Raw genomic sequence first — 19,963 nt, 5'->3', positions numbered from 1 at the left:
CAGGTGCAATCTAAGCACTCAAGAAAAAGGCGGTCATGGAAAGCTTAACCGAGCGTTCAGTCACTAAGCTTAGTTAAGATCAATTCAGCAATTATACCTCAACTTAAAGCAAAGGATTAAGCCCCAATTACGGGTCAAATGCTTTGTTATCGGCAATTTATTCAATTTTACTTTAACAAAGCCCTTAGCGAAGGCAGAACAAACAACATAAATTGCCCTTAAAACTAGGCTAATGAGCAAAATTTACTCTAAATTTAATGAATAATAAATTTCCCTAAATACAGGATGAACAAAGCTAAAGGAGGAGTAAATGCGCCATATCACCATAAACTGGTTTCGTCTATTTCGTTACTCGCTGTTGTTTGTCATTTTCTGTATGTTAATGACGGCTTTTATGCTGATATGGTTTTCTAATAGCTTGGAGGATGCTTGGAATAAAGGCCTTATGTTAACCTTTTCTGAGTTTGAAATGACTGTAGAGCTCACATTAACACTGCTCATATATGTCAGCTTTCCGGTGCTACTGTTTCGCTTTATGTATTATTTTTCTAAAATGCTTTATCGCGGACGTAATCCCGGTGTCGCGATTATTAGCTATAAAACGTTATTTAATCCGCTCAATTTTTTACTGTTCCCTAGTTTGCTCAATCCTCAAGGGCTAACCTACCGCAGGCGCTGCTTACTAGCATTAATACTATTGGCCGCTATCTACTTGGTGATATTACTGATCACTTAATTTGCTCTAAAAACATCGTCGCTTTTTCTAAATCTCTCGTTCTTGCCATCGGCGGCAATGAATTTAAAAATGCCTGTCCATAGGGTTTATTCACAATGCGGTTATCGCACAAGATAAGTACGCCTTTATCTTTTTCATCACGGATCAAACGACCTACCCCCTGGTTAAGAGTGATCACCGCTTGTGGCAATGATATTTCGCTAAATGCATCTTTTCCCTCGCGCTCAATAGCTTCACTTCGGGCTCTAAACAAGTTGTCATCAGGGGACACAAAGGGCAGTTTATCAATAATAACGCAGCTGAGTAGCCTACCTCGTACATCAACTCCTTCCCAGAAGGCGCCGGTACCTAAAAGTACTGCATTACCTAACTGTCGATATTTTTTCAGTAGGCTTTGCTTGTTTGCCTGACCTTGAACGAGTAAAGGGTATGTCACTCGCCGTTGCAACGCTGGCGCCACTAAGTTGAGCATTCTATGACTGGTAAACAAGATAAAGGTGCGCCCCTTGGCTGCATTAACCGCCTTTACACACACATCGACAAATTGATTAAGCGCTGCATGATGATTATTAACGCTGGCTAAATGACGCGGTACACAAAACAGCGCGTTATTACGGTAATCAAATGGGCTCTCAAGCAGCATCTCTTGGCATTGAGTTAACCCGAGTTGACGGGTAAACAAGCTTAAGTCGCGGTTAATCTGTAATGTCGCAGAAGTAAAAATCCAGGCAATATTCGACTCAAACAGTTTGCGACACTCTTTAGCAACGTCAATTGGCGCAATACGTAACACTAAATAACGATGTCCATAATCAATGCTGTAAGCCGCCTGATTGTTCTCACACAAGAAAAATAGTTCTAACTTATTGGCTAAAACATCGAGTTTTTGGATCTCATCATCTAAGTTATCACTGCGGCCGACATGGCTCATCAACACACTTTGCAAAGCTTTAATTTCTTTAATTAAACCCCACGACAGCACCGACAATTCTTTGTTCGATAACAAGCGGCGCCAATCTGTATCACCAATAGCAAACAACACTTGTTGCCACTCATTTAACAGCGCTGCGCAGCGAGCACTCAATAATTCTATTTGTTTGGCGTCTCGGAGTTCAAAGCGATAGATCTCAATGAGTTTGTCAAAGAGATCGGCTATTTGCCTTGTTGCACACTGCAGTCCAAAGTAAGTGACTGCTATATCAGGTAACAGGTGTGCTTCATCAAAAATAACCACATCTGAGTCAGGCAATAACTCAGCAAAGCCGGTTTCCTTTAAAATTCTATCAGCGAGAAAAAGATGATGATTGACGACAATGACACGTGCATCCATCGCTCTATTACGTGCTTTGCGAGTAAAACAATCATCATAGTGGTCACAGCGCTGGCCAATACAAGTTTCTTTAGCACTCACAATTAACGGTAATGCCGCCGAGTTTTCTGTCACCGCAGTTAAACCACCAATATCACCGTCAGTCGTTTGCCCCGCCCATTGATTGATGCGTAATAAGTCGTCAAGAACTTGAGTATCCATTGAGCTAGCACCCGATAACTCCTTATCCATCAAGTGCTGGCATAAGTAGTTATTACGCCCTTTAAGTAGTGCAACTTTTGGCGTTAAGCCCAGCATAGCAAGCAGTGCCGGTAAATCTTTATAAAACAACTGCTCTTGCAAGTTTTTACTGCCAGTGCTGACAATAACTTGTTTGCCACTGAGTAGTGCTGGGATCAAGTAAGCAAAGGTTTTTCCCACACCAGTACCCGCTTCAACCACCAGGTTATTTCGACTCGCAATAGATTCTGCAACCGCTTCAGCCATTTCTGCTTGCACCGCTCTGCGACTAAAACCCTTAATCGATTGGGCCATTACCCCTTGGCTTGAAAATGCGGCGGCAACTTGTTGGATTAATTTAGCGCTCAAGAGAAAATGGACCTTTATTTGACCTAACAGGAGACTTTGAATATGCCATGCAGTTTATCTTAATTATTAAGATAGCATTAGCTTTTGTTGCTATCCCAAGACGAAATGACACTTTGCAGTAGACAAGAGCCATTGTGTTATTTTAAGAACAAGCGACTAGAGTTTTTAAATGAGATTAACGGTTTTGTTCTTAAGATGACATTTAGATGAAGTTTACTCATCTGCCAAAATAAGCACTTGCAATCATTTTTAAAACTGATTAGTTTAAATACCAAGCAGCAAGCGTTGCTTTAACCACCAGCAATGTTCACTAATGAAACAGTTTGCTGAAGCAAATAACTGGGCACTTATGTAAACTTGTCCCTGACTCAAAATTGAGAGAAACGAATATGACACAGCTTTTGAACACTATCCATCATCACCACCATATGCGGTAGCCTTCGGAAGCTTACTGCCGAAGGACTATTTCCTTCCGGCGGTTGATTTAAAAATATCAAAAACCCTTGGAAGGAATTCCAAGGGTTTTTTGGTTTTATCTTAACAAATTGTTTTATAAGAATTTTTAAATTAACTAATAGGAAGTATTCCATGTCAGAGTCAACTAGATTACGTATCGCAATTCAAAAATCAGGTCGTCTTTCCAAAGAGTCACAAAAGCTTTTAAAGAGCTGTGGCGTAAAGTTTAATGTGAATGAACAGCGCCTTATCGCCCACTCTGACAATATGCCAATCGATTTATTACGTGTGCGTGATGACGATATTCCCGGCCTCGTGATGGACGGTGTCGTTGATTTAGGCATTATTGGTGAGAATGTATTAGAAGAAGAACAAATTGAGCGCCAAAGCTTAGGTAAGCCAGCTGAGTGTATCAAACTACGTGAACTCGATTTCGGCGCATGTCGTTTATCACTGGCGGTACCGAACGAATTTAGCTACCAAGATGCCAGCTCGCTTGAAGGCCTCAGAATCGCCACCTCTTACCCCAACCTGCTTCGCCGCTATATGCAAGAGAAAGGCATTAACTATCGCGACTGTATGCTTAAAGGCTCGGTAGAAGTGGCGCCGCGCGCCGGACTCTCTGATGGGATCTGTGACTTAGTATCAACCGGCGCCACGCTTGAGGCAAATGGCTTATATGAGACCGAAGTCATCTACCGCTCAATGGCGTGCATCATTCAATCAACCCAATCTCAGCCCGATGACAAGCAAGCACTGATTAATAAAATTTTATCGCGTATTAATGGGGTTGTTCGCGCTAAAGAAAGCAAATACATCTTATTACACGCACCGACTGAAACCTTAGATCAGATTGTTGCTTTACTACCTGGTGCTGAAAACCCAACAGTACTCCCGCTCAATGACGACACTAACCGTGTTGCTATCCACGCTGTTAGTACCGAAGATCTGTTCTGGGACACCATGGAGCAGCTCACGCAGCTTGGTGCTAGCTCTATTTTAGTGATGCCAATCGAAAAAATGATGGGGTAACAATATGCAGATCCTCAATTGGCAATCTCTCAACCAACAAGCGAAAAGCAATGCACTTGCTCGCTCGCCGCTTGTTGGCGACAGCAATCTGGAGCAAAGCGTTGCGCAGATAATCGATGCTGTGAGTGAACAAGGTGACAGTGCGCTATTTGAATTTAATCAAAAGTTCGATGGCGTCAATATCGATAACTTAAAACTCTCTAAAACAGAGATTGAGCAAAGCTGCGCCAAGGTATCTTTTGAGATAAAACAAGCTATTGCTCAAGCGAAAGCCAATATTGAGTGTTTTCACCAAGCACAGGTGCTGCCGAACATTGATATTGAAACTCAGTCTGGTATTCGCTGTGAGCTGCGCTCGGAAGCGATAGAGCGTGTGGGGTTGTATATCCCTGGCGGAACAGCGCCGTTGATCTCGACGGTACTGATGCTAGCGCTACCAGCCAAAATAGCCGGTTGCTGCAAACGAGTATTGGTTAGCCCACCGCCAATTAATGACGCTATTGTTTACGCAGCTAATGAATGCGGTATTGACGAGATCTACCAGGTGGGCGGCGCCCAAGCCATAGCTGCATTGGCATTTGGCACTGAGACTATTCCTCAAGTGGATAAAATTTTTGGGCCAGGTAACCGCTTTGTCACTGAAGCTAAGCGCGCGGTGAGTCAAGATAATCGCTGTACTGTGAGTATCGATATGCCTGCAGGCCCATCTGAAGTGCTAGTCATTGCCGATGCACTAGCAAATCCTGAGTTTGTCGCGGCAGACCTGTTATCCCAAGCTGAGCATGGCGCAGACTCTCAAGTGATGTTAGTGACCGATTGCGAGCTATTTGCAAATAACGTTAACCAAGCACTCATTGAGCAGCTTGCAAAACTAGCACGAGCAGAAATAGCTGTCGAAGCGCTAAAATGCAGTCGCAGCATAATTGTTAACGATATGGCAATGGCTGCCCAAGTATCTAACCAATATGGGCCAGAGCACTTAATCATTCAAACTGAGCAACCTCGACAAGTGCTTAAAAATATTCGCGCTGCTGGCTCAGTGTTTGTCGGCGCTTATACGCCAGAATCTGTGGGTGATTATGCCAGCGGTACTAACCATGTTTTACCGACTTATGGCTACAGCAAAACCGTATCAAGTTTATCCCTAGCAGACTTTAGCCGCCGATTTACCGTGCAGGAACTATCAGCAGATGGGCTTAAAACCTTAAGCAATAGCGTTATGGTATTGGCTGAAGCTGAGCAACTTGATGCCCACAAAAATGCCATTGCCGTGCGTATAGCAAGTCTTGATAACAATAACTTAGTGAATACGGAGGCGTAATGACGGCACTTAATCAATCTAACGCCAGTTCACTTAACCTTGCGCAGCGCCTTGCTAGAGCTGAATTATTGGATCTCGAAGTTTACCAATCGGCAAGACGTATTGGTGGTCAAGGCGATATATGGATTAACGCTAATGAGTCCCCATTTAATAACAGTGATATTAATGGACTTAATCGTTACCCAGAATGCCAACCTCCAGCGTTGATAAATGCCTACGGTCGCTATAGTGGTGTCAATGCTGACTGCATAATTAGCTGCCGCGGCGCTGATGAAGCAATTGAACTGCTTATTCGCGCTTTTTGTATCCCAGGTCAAGACAGTATCGCTACTTTTGGGCCGACTTACGGCATGTACGCCATTAGTGCAAAAACCTTCAATGTGGGTGTTAAGCCACTATCGTTAACTGAAGATTTTCAGCTACCAGAAGATTATCAGGCACAAGTTGACGGCGCTAAACTGGTTTTTATCTGTAATCCCAATAATCCAACTGGCAGCGTTATCACTAAGCAAAAGATTACCGCAGTCATTAAAAATTGTCCCAACGCAATTGTTGTCGTTGATGAGGCTTATATCGAGTTTAGTCCTGAGTACAGCGTTGCCGAGTTAATTGCTAGCACAGATAACCTCGTGGTGTTACGTACCTTATCCAAAGCCTTTGCGCTAGCGGGTGCTCGCTGCGGGTTCTTACTTGCTAACACAGATATTATTGATATTTGTATGCGAGTGATAGCGCCTTACCCAGTGCCACTACCTGTTAGCGAGCTCGCTACTCAAGCGTTAAGTGCCGACGGCCTAAAAACCATGACCTTACAGGTTAATGAAATGAAAGCTCAAGGCGCCCGCTTAGCGAACGCTCTAGATAATTTTGGCGCCAAGGTGATTAAAGCACACGGAAATTATGTACTCGCTGAATTTGACGATAAAGAACTGGTGCAAAAATCGCTCAATGACGCCGGCGTAATAGCAAGAAGTTACAGCGATCCCCGCTTAAGCAAAGCCATTCGTTTTAGCTTTAGTAACAAGGCGCAAACTGACTATCTCGTTGCGCTATTTAGATCCTAGTAACTCAGCTCTCAGTAAAGCTATTTTATTGGCATCAAAATAAGTCGCTAAATGGTTAAGCCACTAGCAACATAGAAAAATAACAAAACGAGAGTCTATTTTGACTTAAGTATCAAGATTTGAAAGGTAGAGCGCGATGAAACAGAAAATCCTATTTATTGACCGTGACGGCACCATAATCGAAGAGCCAGTAACAGATAAACAAGTTGATAGCCTAGCAAAGTTAGTCTTTGAGCCGAATGTCATCCCTGCACTGCTTAAATTACAAAATGCCGGCTACCGTTTGGTGATGGTGAGTAATCAAGATGGTTTAGGCACGCCGTCATTCCCTAAAAATGACTTTGATGCCCCGCAAAATATGATGATGCAGATCTTAAATAGCCAAGGCGTATTATTTGACGATGTGCTTATTTGCCCGCACTTTGATGATGAAAACTGTAGCTGCCGCAAACCCAAATTAGGCTTAGTCAAAGAGTACCTAACCTCTGGTAAAATTGATTTCACCCAATCAGCCGTGATTGGCGATCGTGAAACCGATATGGGGCTTGCCGACTCTATGGGGATCCTCGGTCTGCAATATAACCCTGAAACTTTGAACTGGAATGCCATTGCCGATCAGCTTCTTAATAAAAACCGTACAGCAACGGTGATCCGTACCACAAAAGAAACCGATATTCGCGTTACGGTGGATTTAGATTCAAATAGCAAAGGTGAGATCAACACTGGCATCGGGTTTTATGACCACATGCTTGAACAAATATCCACTCACGGTAACTTTAAAATGGACATCAAAGTCGATGGTGATCTAGAGATTGATGATCACCACAGCGTTGAAGATACCGCGTTGGCAATCGGCGATGCACTGCGCCAAGCACTCGGTGACAAACGCGGTATCGCCCGCTTTGGCAATACGCCGTCAGATGATGTTTTCCAACAGGCTATCCCGATGGATGAAGCGAGTGCCGCCTGTTTGTTAGATCTCTCAGGCCGCCCATTTATTAAATTTAACGGCGAGTTTGAGCGCGAACTTGTTGGTCAAATGGCAACTGAAATGGTGCCGCACTTTTTCCGCTCATTCGCCGATGGCCTACGCTGCACTCTACACATCAGTACTCAAGGTGATAATGATCACCACAAGGTAGAGAGCTTGTTTAAAGTCCTTGGTCGTACGTTAAGACAAGCGATAGCCATTGAAAGTGATGCCCTTCCCTCAAGCAAAGGTGTGTTATGAGTAAGCAAAAGATAACTCTTAATCAAACTAATATCATTGGTAATACCGTGATTATAGATACCGGCTGCGCCAATTTAAGTTCAGTAAGGTATGCCTTTGAGCGCTTAATGACGGATATTGAACGCGAAAGTCTATTTGTCACCGATGATGTTGAGATGATAAAAACCGCTGAACGGGTAGTGTTACCAGGTGTTGGCACCGCAGCAGCAGCCATGAGCGCTCTAAAGAACAAAGGCTTAGTACAACTTATTCCCGAGTTGACACAACCGGTGATTGGTGTGTGTTTAGGCATGCAAATGCTGACTCGCGTCTCTAAAGAGCGCGGAGGTCAAAGTGATGATAGCCCGTGCTTAAATATTATTGCCACTGATATTGAACAACTTGATAGCCAAGGTTTACCGCTGCCACACATGGGCTGGAATCAAATAACACCATCAAGCCACCCGATATTTGCTGGTATAGGTGCTGGCAGCTATGTGTATTTTGTCCATAGTTACCGGGCGCCAATTAGCGAGTACACCATAGCCACTGCGCAACACGGAGAAACCTTTAGTGCCGCCATTGCTAAAGATAACTTTATAGGGGTGCAGTTTCACCCAGAGAAAAGCAGTGAAGTGGGCGCAAAAATGCTACAAAACTTCCTGTATATGAATAAAGACACTTTTGTCCAATCGCCTACCAAGTCATTGGCGAGCAGTAACCTATTAAACGAGGCGCAGTTATGATTATTCCAGCAATCGATCTTATCGATGGACAAGTGGTTCGCCTCTATCAAGGTGATTATGCCCAGCAAACCACTTTCAATTTAAGTCCTCTTGAGCAGCTAAGAAGCTACCAAGCACAAGGCGCTAACTTACTGCACATTGTTGACTTAACGGGGGCTAAAGATCCTAATCAGCGTCAAACAGCTTTAATTTCTGAGCTAGTCACTAACCTCGATACGCCGATTCAAGTCGGCGGCGGTATTCGTACCGAGGCACAATTAAATGAGTTATTAGAAATTGGTGTTAGTCGAGTGGTGATTGGCTCCTTGGCCGTAAAAGAACCTGAACTGGTAAAGAGTTGGTTTGAAAAATACGGTAATGAGGCTATCTGCCTCGCTCTTGACGTCAACATCAATGAACAAGGTGAGAAGGTTGTTGCTGTATCAGGCTGGCAAAGTGGCGGCGGTAAAAGCTTAGAATCACTAGTTGAAGAGTTTAAATGCGTAGGATTAAAGCATGCTCTAGTCACAGATATTAGTCGAGACGGTACCCTGCTGGGCGCTAACACCGCACTTTACACTGAAATTGCAGCAAGCTATCCCGAGATCCAATGGCAAGCCTCTGGTGGTATCGCCACCTTAGATGATGTTCAAGCAGTGAAAAAAAGTGGCGCTAACGGCATAATTATCGGTAAAGCGCTGTTAATAAATCAGTTTAATGTTGAGGAGGCTATTGCATGCTGGCCAAACGCATAGTTCCTTGCCTGGACGTAAAAGAAGGCAAAGTGGTTAAAGGGGTGCAATTTCGCAACCATGAGATCGTTGGCGACATTGTGCCGCTCGCTAAACGCTATGCTGAAGAAGGCGCCGATGAATTGGTATTTTATGACATCACTGCCAGCGCCCATGATAGGGTCATTGATAAGTCTTGGATAAGCCGCGTCGCTGAACAAATTGATATCCCTTTTTGTGTCGCTGGTGGCATTAAAACCATTGAGCAAGCAAGAGAAAAACTTGCCTTTGGCGCAGATAAAATTTCGATTAACTCACCGGCATTAACCGACCCAAGCTTAATCGCTCGCTTACAAGATGAGTTTGGCCGCCAATGCATCGTTATCGGTATCGACTCATATTTTGACGCTAGTCGTGACAGCTATTTAGTCAAACAGTTTACTGGTGACGAAACGGCCACTAAAGATACCCAATGGTTTACTCAAGACTGGGTTGAAGAAGTGCAAAAGCAGGGCTGTGGTGAAATCGTACTCAATGTGATGAATCAAGATGGTGTTAGGCAAGGTTATGACATCAAACAGTTATCGATGATTAGAGCTATTTGTGATGTACCACTTATTGCTTCTGGTGGCGCAGGCACAATAGAGCATTTTAAAGCGGTATTCACCGAAGCAAACGTTGATGCAGCCTTAGCTGCAAGCGTGTTTCATAAAGGGATCATCGATATCCTAGATTTAAAGCGCTACCTCAAGAATAACAATATCGCCATTCGCGTTTAAGCCTAACAGATAAGCTAAGAGCGAAATAAGTGACGTATGCAAAATTTAAGGAACGAGTATGAGCACGCTTACACAACAGACAAATAACTGCGCTGACTTAATCAATCAACTCGATTGGGAAAAAACTGATGGACTAATCCCAGCCATTGTACAAAATCACCTAACCGGCAAAGTACTGATGCTGGGCTATATGAATAAAGCGGCATTAGATAACACACTATCAAGCAAGCAAGTGACCTTCTTTAGTCGCAGTAAACAAAGACTATGGACCAAAGGCGAAACCTCAGGCAACACCTTAGATTTAGTGGCTATCGATAAAGATTGCGATAATGACAGTCTATTGGTACAAGTCGTCCCCAATGGGCCTACTTGCCACAAAGGCACAGAAAGCTGCTGGGGCGATGGTCATGCCCACAGCTTTATTGACAATCTATCTTCGCTAATTGCATCACGAAAGGGTCAAGACCCAGAGTCGAGTTACACAGCTCATCTATTTGAGCGCGGAACGAAACGGATTGCGCAAAAAGTAGGTGAAGAAGGGTTAGAAACGGCCTTAGCTGCAGCGACTAATGACAAACCAGAGCTGATTGATGAGGCATCAGATCTTATCTATCACTTGCTAGTACTGCTTGAAGACCAAGAGCTCAGCATGCAAGATATCAATTTAAACTTACTGAAAAGGCACAATAAATAGCCCAGTCTTAAGCACTTGATTGCAATTAACGATATGAAAGCTATATCGAAAGCGACTTTGAGCGTTATTGAGAAAACTGAAGTGATAATTCAGTTAATAACTTAGCTGATAACCTTAATAGACAACTCAAAATGACAGAGCTTACTAATCCATGTAAAACACAAATAATTAGTGTAGCGGGTAACTTGTATTTTCCTCATTCAAGTTGCCGCTACATCTTATCGCCCTGCATGTGATAAGGGGAGCAATTACTCTATAAAAAACAAATGCATTGTTGATAATAATCCGCTAGCATAAAATTCTAAATGACGGCGTTTCCGCTTTAACTATCATTGGATTGTGAAGCATAGAGAATACAAACAGCATTCTGCCATTAAACAGAATCAAATTAGAGGTCATGAGCAACTGATGTTAAGTGATCATTTATGAAGTTGTCCCCTGCACTTTATTCTTTAATGATAATGCTCTTTTGGGTACAGCCTGATACCGTTTCGGCGGAAGAACTCTCCTATTTGATCATTGCCAATCAAGCTGAACCATTTCAAATCAACACTTCAAATCACCAAGCTAGCTCAGGCATTATCAGTGATGTGATCTCTCTATTGGCGACTAAAAAGCCGTTCAAAATAGTTCCACATGTTATGCCTTTTAAACGCTACAATCATGAAATAAAGGCAAAAACCTATACAAAATGGATAAGTTATGGCTCACCTGCATGGCGCGATAATAAACAAGTATTAACACAGAATAAACGTCTATCTAAACAAGCCTTATTTAGCGTCAATCACTCTCTCGTACAGCTTAATAGTGACCGAAATACGTATAGCAATGTAGAAGACCTTTTCGGTAAAACTGTCATTCTGCTAAAAGGTTTTTCTTACCCAGGTCTGACAACCTTTATAGAAAATGGCCAAATTAAAAAAGTGGAAGCAAGAAGTCATCAAAGTGCGCTACAAGCGTTAATAAATAAGCGTGGTGAGGTATTCATTGAAATGGAAAACCGAATTCGTTATGCCATAAAACAGCATAGTATTGACCAAAGTCCGTTAAAACTAACCAATGCAACGAATATTACGCCATCTTTAAATATCCACTTATCATACGGTGATAGTGTTAGCCAAGATACGATTAATTGGATAGATGACCAAATCGTGATCATGAAAGCCAATGCACAACTAGAGTCGATAATTAATCGGTATCAATAGAAAATAGCAGCATAATATGTTGATTTAACCAGATTAACCCTCATTATTTTACACTATAGGAAACACTGTTTTTACAAAGAGTAAAACCCGCTTACCTAGGGTGTTGCGCCTGGTAACTTCTGTTACAATCTGCGCCACTAAAATTAAGCTTCTCAATAATAAAAGTGTGCCCTATGAATCTTGCAGATAAAGTTTTAGTCGTAAATGACAACCTTCCAATTCGTACTAACCAACCAGTCCACTCAGGCAAAGTTCGCAGTGTTTACTGGTTAACCGAAGAAGATAGCGCTCGGTTAATTAAAGACAAAGGTTACGATGTACCAGCCGATGCCCCACTTGCCATTATGGTGATAAGTGACCGTATTTCAGCTTTTGATTGCGTATGGCAAGGTGAAAATGGCTTAAATGGTGTTCCTGGTAAAGGAACAGCACTAAATGCTATCTCAAACCATTGGTTTAAACTTTTCAAAGACAAAGGCCTTGCTGACAGCCATATTCTAGATATCCCGCACCCATTGGTATGGATTGTACAGAAAGCGCGTCCAGTGATGATTGAAGCGATTGCACGTCAGTATATTACTGGCTCAATGTGGCGTTCATACACTAAAGGTGAACGTGAATTTTGTGGCATTACGATCCCTGAAGGCTTAGAGAAAGATCAAAAGCTGCCAGAGCTATTAATTACTCCTTCCACTAAAGGTGTATTAACTGGTCTCGAAGGCGTGCCAGAAGCTGATGATGTTAACGTATCGCGTAGCGACATTGAACGCCACGTTAAGGGCTTTAATTTCAGCGATGAGTCTGACATCGATCTTTACGAAAAGCTCCTAAAAGAAGGATTTGATGTCATTAGTGCCGCACTAGCTGAGCATGATCAGATTTTTGTTGATACAAAATTTGAATTTGGCTATGTCAATGATGCCGCGGGTAACGAAAAGCTTATCTATATGGATGAAGTTGGCACCCCTGATAGCTCGCGTATTTGGGATGGTTCATCACACCGCGATGGTAAGATCATTGAACAATCTAAAGAAGGCTTTAGACAGTGGCTACTAAACCACTTCCCAGATCCTGATATCTTATTAAATAAGAATCGTATGGAAGAACGCCTTGCTCTAGCCGTTGATAATAAGCTACCAGAATCAGTAATGATGGATATCTCTAATACCTACGTCGGTATCGCAGAGAAAATTATTGGTAAAAAACTACATATCAGCGAAAATCCTAAGCAAGAGATCATTGCGATCTTACGTAATGAATATCAACTAATCGTATAAGCGATTTCCTGATATAAAAAAGCCGCAATAAAATGCGGCTTTTTATTGAACAATTAACACTCAACTTAGTGCCTACTTATAAATTGATGCTTCGCCTTCAGGGCGAGTTTTCAACACCTTTAAAAACCACATGTATTGCTCAGGGTAAGCCAAAATAACTTGTTCAACCGCTTTATTCAAAGCGATAGCTTCATTCTCTTTACCTTGCATGGTTTCAGGTTCAATTGCTGGCATCACCGTTAAATCAAAGCGATGTTTAGCTTTATCATAACCAATTTTAACAGGCATAACTTGAGCATTGCCCGCTTGAGCTAAGCGCCCAACTACAGGTAATGTCGCTTTAGTCGTGCCTAAAAATGGAGCAAACACGCTTTTATCACGGCCTAAATCTTCATCTGGCAAATAAAAGAAGCTATTGTCCTGCTTTAGCTCTGATAACAATGCGCGGATCCCTGCTTCACGCATGTAGATATTACCGCCTTGCGAACTACGCATACGGTTATTAAACCAGTTAAATAAACCATTTTTATGGGCTTTAGCCATTGAGACCATTGGCAAGTCAATATTTAAGCGCAAACCTGCATACTCTATTCCCCAAACATGAGGCATGATAAAAATCACCGGTTGCCCTGCAGCACGTGCTTGTTCAACATTTTCAAAGCCATGTAGTTGTACACGACGCCTCATATGCGCGCGCGACTTAAGCATAAGCTCTGATTGTGCCAATAAAATCATCACAAAGTTTTCAACGTTATCTTTAACTAACGCATCAATCTCAAGGGTCGACTTTTCAGGGAAACAAGTGGTTAAGTTTGCTCTAGCAACCTTAATCGGCTTCTTAGCAATATGCATCACCAATTTGGCCAATGTACGAGCAATAGGGTCTCGAAGCCAAGCTGGCATTAAGCCAAAAATAACTAAAACCAGAATCGCCACCCAGGTAGGCCAATATTTAGGGTGTAACAGACTCAAGCTAAAACGACGGTCAAAATACTTAGGCTTTCTAGACAAGTCTAAAACCTCTACAGCAAGTGAATAACAGAAAAAGCCACTCTATTGAGTGGCCTCTTCATAACGATGCTAAAACGATTACTTCTTCGCGTTAGCTTCTTCGACTCGGCTTTTCAGCTTCTGTCCTGGACGGAACGTCACTACACGACGTGCCGAAATTGGGATATCTTCTCCCGTCTTTGGGTTCCTTCCCGGTCTTTGATTCTTGTCCCTCAGGTCAAAGTTGCCAAAGCCAGATAGCTTGACCTGCTCACCACTTTCAAGAGCTTGACGAATTTCTTCGAAAAACGTCTCTACCATCTCTTTCGCTACTCTCTTGTTGATACCTAGCGTTTCAAAAAGATGTTCTGCCATTTCGGCTTTGGTAAGTGCCATACTTTTAGTCCCTCAACGATGCGTTGAACTCGTCCTTCAGAGCAGAAACCACGACTTCTACCATCTCTGCGATTTCTTTCTCTTCCAGTGTACGAGCGTTATCTTGTAATAAGAGTGCTATTGCAAGGCTCTTTTTGCCTTCCTCTACACCTTTACCTCGGTATACATCGAACAAGTTTATGCCAACCAACTGATTTTCGCCAACTTTTCTTATCATTTTTACAACATCATCGGCTGAAATAGCGTCATCTACTACGATGGCGATATCACGACGGTTTGCTGGAAACTTAGATACAGTCTGGGCTAGCGGCAAATTAGCGTGCAATAAAGCGTCTAATTCTAGCTCGAAAATAATTGTTTTTCCGTTAAGGCCAAATGGCTTTTCTAGGCTTGGGTGAACCGTACCTATAATACCAATAACGCGATCATCTCTTAAGATTTCAGCACATTGCCCCGGATGTAACGCTGGATGTGTTGCTGCTCTGAAACTAAATTCAGCATCTGCAACAGTCAAACCGATGACTGCTTCTAAGTCACCTTTGAGGTCAAAGAAGTCAACTGTTTTTGACTCCATTGTCCAATGCTCATCATTTTGATTACCAGCAATAACTGCAGCAAGCATAGGTTGTTGTGACACACCTGATTCTGCAGTTTCATTTGGTACAAAACGTAGACCTGTTTCAAACAGTCTGACACGGTTTTGCTGACGGCTTTGGTTATAACCCACTGCAGTCAAAAGACCGGTGAACATAGACAGACGCATTGCAGACATCTCTACCGAAATTGGGTTCGGTAAGATCATTGCTTCTGCACCTGGGTGAATCAACTCTTGTTGCTTAGGATCAACAAAGCTATAAGTAACAGCTTCTTGGAAACCACGAGCAACCAACATGCTGCGCACGCGCTTAATGTTGATGTTTGATTCTTTATGATCAGACATGCTTAATTGCGCAACAGGCGCAATATTTGGAATATTGTTGTAACCATAAATACGGGCAACTTCTTCAATTAAATCTTCTTCAATTGCCATGTCAAAGCGATAAGTTGCAGTGGTTACATTCCACTGCCCATCTGCGACTTCAACAACAAAGCCTAAACGCTCTAGGATTTCAGTCACATCGTTATCTTCAATGTGGTGACCTAGGGTTTTATCTAGCTTGCTACGACGTAGCACGATTTGTGCAGGCTTTGGTAGGTGTTCGTCAGATTTAGCTTCAACGACAGGACCCGCTTCACCGCCACAAATGTCTAGTACTAGACGGCTCGCGCGATCCATTACTTTTTGTTGCAATTCTGGGTCAACGCCACGCTCAAAACGGTGTGATGCATCAGTATGCAGACCGATCTTACGTGCTTTACCTAAAATAGCTAAAGGTGCGAAGAAAGCACACTCTAACAAAATATCAGTAGTTTCAGTGGTAACGCCACTGTGCTCACCACCAAATACACCTGCAAGTGCTAATGGTTTAGCTTGGTCAGCAATGATCAACATGCCTTCTGGAATGGTGATTTCATTGCCATCAAGTAATGTTAGCTTTTCTTCGCCTTTAGGCTTACGCACTTGAATGCCACCATCTAACTTAGCTAAGTCAAATGCGTGCATTGGTTGACCAAATTCAATCAACACAAAGTTAGTGATATCAACAATTGGGTCGATAGAGCGAATACCGCTGCGACGCAACTTCTCTTGCATCCATAGTGGTGTTTCAGCTTTCACGTTAACGTTTTTGATAACACGGCCCAAGTAACGACCACACTCTTGTGGCTCTTGCACATCAATGCTCACTTCATCAGTGATAGTTGCAGAAACAGCTTCCCAAGTAGGTTCTGTTACTGCTTGACGGTTAAGAACACCAACTTCACGAGCAAGACCAGCCATACCTAGACAATCTGCGCGGTTAGCCGTTAAGTCTACGTCGATTACCGCATCGTTTAGATCTAGATATTCACGTACGTCTTGACCCACAGGTGCATCTAATGGCAATTCAATGATGCCATCGCTTTCGATATCGACACCTAGCTCGCCAAACGAACACAGCATACCGAATGATGGTTGACCACGTAGTTTAGCTTTCTTAATTTTGAAATCGCCAGGTAGCACAGCGCCAACCATAGCAACAGCAACTTTAAGGCCTAAACGACAGTTTGAGGCACCACATACGATGTCGATTAGCTCTTCGCCGCCAACATTGATTTTAGTTACACGTAATTTGTCAGCATCTGGGTGCTGACCACATTCAACCACTTCACCAACAACTACGCCGCTAAAATCTGCTGCTACTGGCTCAACGCCATCAACTTCAAGACCTGCCATGGTAATTTGGTGTGATAATTCTTCGCGGTTAACACTTGGGTTAGCCCACTCACGAAGCCAAGATTCGCTAAATTTCATGCTATTACAGCTCCGTTTATTTAAATTGCTTCAGGAAGCGTAGGTCGTTTTCAAAGAATGAACGTAAATCGTTAACGCCGTAGCGAAGCATTGATAAACGCTCTACACCCATACCGAATGCGAAACCTGAGTACTTCTCTGGATCGATACCCACGCTGCGAAGTACATTTGGATGTACCATGCCGCAACCTAAGACCTCTAACCACTTACCATTTTTACCCATAACATCCACTTCTGCTGAAGGCTCTGTGAATGGGAAGTAAGATGGACGGAAACGCACTTCTAGATCTTCTTCAAAGAAATTACGTAAGAAGTCATGCAAAATGCCTTTAAGCTCGGCAAAGTTAACGTTCTCAGCGACAAGCAAACCTTCAACCTGATGGAACATTGGTGTGTGAGTTTGATCGTAATCGTTACGATATACACGGCCTGGAGAAATAATACGTAAAGGTGGCTTCTCATGCTCCATAGTACGGATCTGCACGCCAGATGTTTGCGTACGTAGCATCACTTTTGGGTTAAAGTAGAACGTATCATGATCAGCACGAGCAGGATGATGCTCAGAGATGTTTAGTGCGTCGAAGTTATGGAAATCATCTTCAATTTCTGGTCCGTCTTTAACAACGAAGCCAAGCTCACCAAAGAAAGCTTCAATGCGCTCAATCGTACGAGTAACAGGGTGTAAACCACCATTTTCAATGCGACGACCCGGCAAGCTTACATCAATGCTTTCAGCTTTCAGCTGCGCTTCAAGCTCTGCTGCTTTAAGACCATCAATGCGAATAGAAAGCTGCTGCTGAACGGCCTGCTTAGCTTGGTTTACTGCTTGACCAAAAGCTGGCTTCTCTTCAGGAGGAAGTTTCCCCATCATTTTCATCATGTCGGTGATTTGACCTTTTTTACCAAGGTAATCGACACGGAGGTCATCGAGAGCTTTTAAATCTGTAGCTCCTTCGATGGCGGCTAAAGCCTGTTCTACGATCTCTGTTAACTGTGACATCATCTCTTCCAGTGCGAGTAAGTCTTAGACCTACGACTTTTGGGCTAACGTATTTTCTTAGTGAAAATAGAAAAAGACTAAAATTTTACGTTAGACAGCCACATTTGACTAGGACTAATTCACCTTTTTCCTCGCTAACTCCCTATTTTGTTTAGTCCTTATACATGCGACTAAATTTTAACGTCGACAGTAGAGGTTCCAAAAACATGATGTTAGCGCTCTTTTTTCAAGCAGCTAACGTAGAATTCTTATACAAAACGAATAGGTTAATTTAAAATACAACCACTTATACATATTTTAGATATCCCAACATTCAATAAGTTAGCAAAGCCACTGTTTAAAAAGAAGGCGAACGATTATAAAATAGCAAATATTAGTTAAGAAACTGTTTTCTTGTCCGATAAAGAGTCAGGTCGGCGATTTATCAATAAGAGAACATTATGAAAGAAGTTAAGTTCCGCTGGGTGGATAAATACCTAATCCACATGACACTCAAAGCAAAGTTTGCCGTTTTGGCGATAATCCCTATCATAGCCTTAATAGGTTTAACGATTCTGCTTAACGCTGGTTACAAACAAAACCTACAGGAAAATCAAGTTAAGCAAACTCAAAACTTTAACGAAAAGCTTAATAAAGCCCTTGATACTGCTTATCAATATATTCCACAAGAAGACAAAGCTGCATATCTAGAATCCTTTCAGGGTGAGCTAACTATTACTCATCAAGATTCCGCAACACGCCAACTTACAACACTTGCTAACAGCGGTGGCGAAACTCGCATTATCGGAAATCGCGTTGAAAGTGTCAGCATGGCTAGTGCTAACGGGCTAATAACCACCCTCAATAGTACGCAAATCCAAGGCGGCCAAGATCAAAGTCTGGCATATATCGCTTTAACGCTACTCATCTTTATTATCTTGCTGGCTAGCTATTACATTTCGAGCTTTGTAGGCGGTGCACTTTATACCAATGTTATGGCGCTAAAAAAAGCAGCTGACGGTGATCTAACAGGCCGATTAAACTTCTTTGAAGTCAAAGACGAATTTAGTATTTTAGCAATTAGCATCGATACTCTCGTTGAGCGTCAACACAAGCTAGTATCGGAAATGACAAGTGGTAATGAACAGATCCGTAACGTTGTTCAAGCGTTCAGAAATACTGCAACGGATGGACAGGCTTTGGCTGTAGATCAACGCCAACATATTGATTCATTAGCCACTGCCATGGAGCAGATGACTGCTGCGGTAATTGAAGTGGCTCGTAATGCTGAACTGTCATCAACTGAAACTCAAGAAGCTAATGTGCAAGTCGACGCCGGCTCACGTGATATTGCCGTTACCGTTGAAGCTATTGGTGGTCTTTCAAATGAAATAGCTGATGCATCTGATGCCGTCAACCATCTAAACGATAATGCAGCCAAAATCGATGAAGTCGTTACAACCATTAATGCCATCTCAGAGCAAACTAATTTACTTGCACTAAATGCCGCTATCGAAGCAGCTCGTGCAGGTGAACAAGGTCGTGGCTTCGCTGTAGTTGCTGACGAAGTCAGAACCTTAGCAGGCCGAACCCAAGCCGCGACAGTTGAGATAAAGACAATGATCGAAGCGTTACAGTCAGGCGCTCGTAACTTAAAACAGGTAATGAGTCGTACCGTGGAGAAAGCTGAAGAAGGTAAAAAGCACGTACTTGATACTGGTAAGGATCTAGAAGGGATTGCTCATCACAGTGCTAAGGTTTATGAGATGAGCGTATTAATCGCTACTTCTGCAGAAGAACAATCAGCAGTAGCCAATGAGATAGCGACAAACCTAATGGATATTCGCAATCAATCACACCATGTTGAGCAATCAGCGAATCAATCAGTTACTGGGTGTGATGAACTACATGCAACAGCAGAACAGCTCGACAAATTACTCATCGGCTTAAAAATCTAAAGTTTTTTCAACTATCCAGTAAAAAGCAGCCGTAGGCTGCTTTTTTTGTTTTTCATCAATATTTTCGTTGATAGTTACACCTGTTTGTTTTACAAAAAAA

The 19,963-nt window shown here is 42.6% G+C and carries 17 protein-coding genes and 1 other annotated feature; of the genes, 12 read left to right on the top strand and 5 right to left on the bottom strand.

The genetic code is table 11. The annotated features are described in order from the left end of the window. The first annotated feature begins 310 nt into the window (after positions 1 to 310). Positions 311 to 736 carry a hypothetical protein gene (locus AB4298_RS16485; RefSeq protein WP_248997398.1) on the top strand — a complete coding sequence of 142 codons (426 nt, stop codon included), beginning with the start codon at positions 311 to 313 and terminating at the stop codon, positions 734 to 736. Here AB4298_RS16485 and yoaA read toward each other — a convergent pair. Then, the gene (gene yoaA, locus AB4298_RS16480; RefSeq protein WP_527251185.1) at positions 729 to 2,654 is read right to left on the bottom strand and encodes a DNA repair helicase YoaA; all 1,926 of its coding nucleotides are present in this window, start codon (positions 2,652 to 2,654) and stop codon (positions 729 to 731) included. The genes AB4298_RS16485 and yoaA overlap by 8 nt on opposite strands. 412 nt (positions 2,655 to 3,066) lie before the next feature. After that, positions 3,067 to 3,186: a sequence feature (His leader region), on the top strand. A 56-nt stretch (positions 3,187 to 3,242) separates the two neighbouring features. Here yoaA and hisG point away from each other — a divergent pair. From hisG to AB4298_RS16430, 10 genes are all read left to right on the top strand, one after another. Next, positions 3,243 to 4,142 (top strand): ATP phosphoribosyltransferase, encoded by a 900-nt coding sequence (hisG, locus tag AB4298_RS16475; RefSeq protein WP_220781009.1) that lies wholly within the window; start codon positions 3,243 to 3,245, stop codon positions 4,140 to 4,142. A 4-nt stretch (positions 4,143 to 4,146) separates the two neighbouring features. Then, on the top strand, positions 4,147 to 5,463 hold the full coding sequence (gene hisD, locus AB4298_RS16470) for a histidinol dehydrogenase (RefSeq protein WP_371987531.1): 1,317 nt from the start codon (positions 4,147 to 4,149) through the stop codon (positions 5,461 to 5,463). Then, positions 5,463 to 6,527, top strand: coding sequence for a histidinol-phosphate transaminase (gene hisC, locus AB4298_RS16465; protein ID WP_371987529.1), 1,065 nt, complete (start codon positions 5,463 to 5,465; stop codon positions 6,525 to 6,527). Before hisD ends, hisC begins: the two co-directional genes overlap by 1 nt. Before the next feature lie 136 nt (positions 6,528 to 6,663). Beyond that, positions 6,664 to 7,758, top strand: coding sequence for a bifunctional histidinol-phosphatase/imidazoleglycerol-phosphate dehydratase HisB (gene hisB / locus AB4298_RS16460; RefSeq protein ID WP_371987528.1), 1,095 nt, complete (start codon positions 6,664 to 6,666; stop codon positions 7,756 to 7,758). Next, entirely contained in the window at positions 7,755 to 8,483 is a 729-nt protein-coding gene (gene hisH / locus AB4298_RS16455) for an imidazole glycerol phosphate synthase subunit HisH (RefSeq protein WP_371987527.1), read from the top strand. The genes hisB and hisH overlap by 4 nt, the downstream gene beginning before the upstream one ends. Further along, positions 8,480 to 9,217, top strand: a complete 738-nt coding sequence (hisA, locus tag AB4298_RS16450) for a 1-(5-phosphoribosyl)-5-[(5-phosphoribosylamino)methylideneamino]imidazole-4-carboxamide isomerase (RefSeq protein WP_371987526.1) — start codon at positions 8,480 to 8,482, stop codon at positions 9,215 to 9,217. Before hisH ends, hisA begins: the two co-directional genes overlap by 4 nt. After that, positions 9,199 to 9,972, top strand: a complete 774-nt coding sequence (gene hisF, locus AB4298_RS16445) for an imidazole glycerol phosphate synthase subunit HisF (protein WP_371987524.1) — start codon at positions 9,199 to 9,201, stop codon at positions 9,970 to 9,972. Before hisA ends, hisF begins: the two co-directional genes overlap by 19 nt. Positions 9,973 to 10,030: 58 nt before the next feature. Then, positions 10,031 to 10,666 (top strand): bifunctional phosphoribosyl-AMP cyclohydrolase/phosphoribosyl-ATP diphosphatase HisIE, encoded by a 636-nt coding sequence (hisIE, locus tag AB4298_RS16440; protein ID WP_371987522.1) that lies wholly within the window; start codon positions 10,031 to 10,033, stop codon positions 10,664 to 10,666. A 425-nt stretch (positions 10,667 to 11,091) separates the two neighbouring features. Beyond that, on the top strand, positions 11,092 to 11,871 hold the full coding sequence (locus AB4298_RS16435) for a transporter substrate-binding domain-containing protein (protein ID WP_371987521.1): 780 nt from the start codon (positions 11,092 to 11,094) through the stop codon (positions 11,869 to 11,871). Between the two features lie 173 nt (positions 11,872 to 12,044). Further along, positions 12,045 to 13,148, top strand: coding sequence for a phosphoribosylaminoimidazolesuccinocarboxamide synthase (locus AB4298_RS16430; RefSeq protein WP_371987519.1), 1,104 nt, complete (start codon positions 12,045 to 12,047; stop codon positions 13,146 to 13,148). A gap of 72 nt (positions 13,149 to 13,220) precedes the next feature. Here the strand turns inward: AB4298_RS16430 and lpxM are convergent, their stop codons facing one another. The 4 genes from lpxM to pheS all read right to left on the bottom strand — a co-directional run bounded on the left by lpxM (position 13,221) and on the right by pheS (position 17,926). After that, positions 13,221 to 14,159 (bottom strand): lauroyl-Kdo(2)-lipid IV(A) myristoyltransferase, encoded by a 939-nt coding sequence (gene lpxM / locus AB4298_RS16425; protein ID WP_371987518.1) that lies wholly within the window; start codon positions 14,157 to 14,159, stop codon positions 13,221 to 13,223. Between the two features lie 78 nt (positions 14,160 to 14,237). Then, positions 14,238 to 14,534, bottom strand: coding sequence for an integration host factor subunit alpha (gene ihfA, locus AB4298_RS16420; protein WP_012142935.1), 297 nt, complete (start codon positions 14,532 to 14,534; stop codon positions 14,238 to 14,240). 4 nt (positions 14,535 to 14,538) lie between these two features. Continuing rightward, positions 14,539 to 16,926: a phenylalanine--tRNA ligase subunit beta gene (pheT, locus tag AB4298_RS16415; RefSeq protein WP_371987517.1), complete on the bottom strand. Its 2,388-nt coding sequence runs from the start codon at positions 16,924 to 16,926 to the stop codon at positions 14,539 to 14,541. Positions 16,927 to 16,942: 16 nt separating this feature from the next. After that, positions 16,943 to 17,926 carry a phenylalanine--tRNA ligase subunit alpha gene (gene pheS, locus AB4298_RS16410; RefSeq protein WP_220761390.1) on the bottom strand — a complete coding sequence of 328 codons (984 nt, stop codon included), beginning with the start codon at positions 17,924 to 17,926 and terminating at the stop codon, positions 16,943 to 16,945. Between the two features lie 440 nt (positions 17,927 to 18,366). Here pheS and AB4298_RS16405 point away from each other — a divergent pair, with 440 nt between their 5' ends. Next, complete coding sequence (locus tag AB4298_RS16405; protein ID WP_371987515.1) at positions 18,367 to 19,863, top strand: methyl-accepting chemotaxis protein; 1,497 nt, start codon at positions 18,367 to 18,369, stop codon at positions 19,861 to 19,863. Positions 19,864 to 19,963 lie beyond the last annotated feature (100 nt).

The sequence above is a fragment of the Shewanella sp. 10N.261.52.F9 genome (genome assembly GCF_041471165.1).
Taxonomy (GTDB): Bacteria; Pseudomonadota; Gammaproteobacteria; order Enterobacterales; family Shewanellaceae; genus Shewanella; species Shewanella marinintestina.
This window is presented reverse-complemented; position numbering and strand designations above follow the sequence as displayed.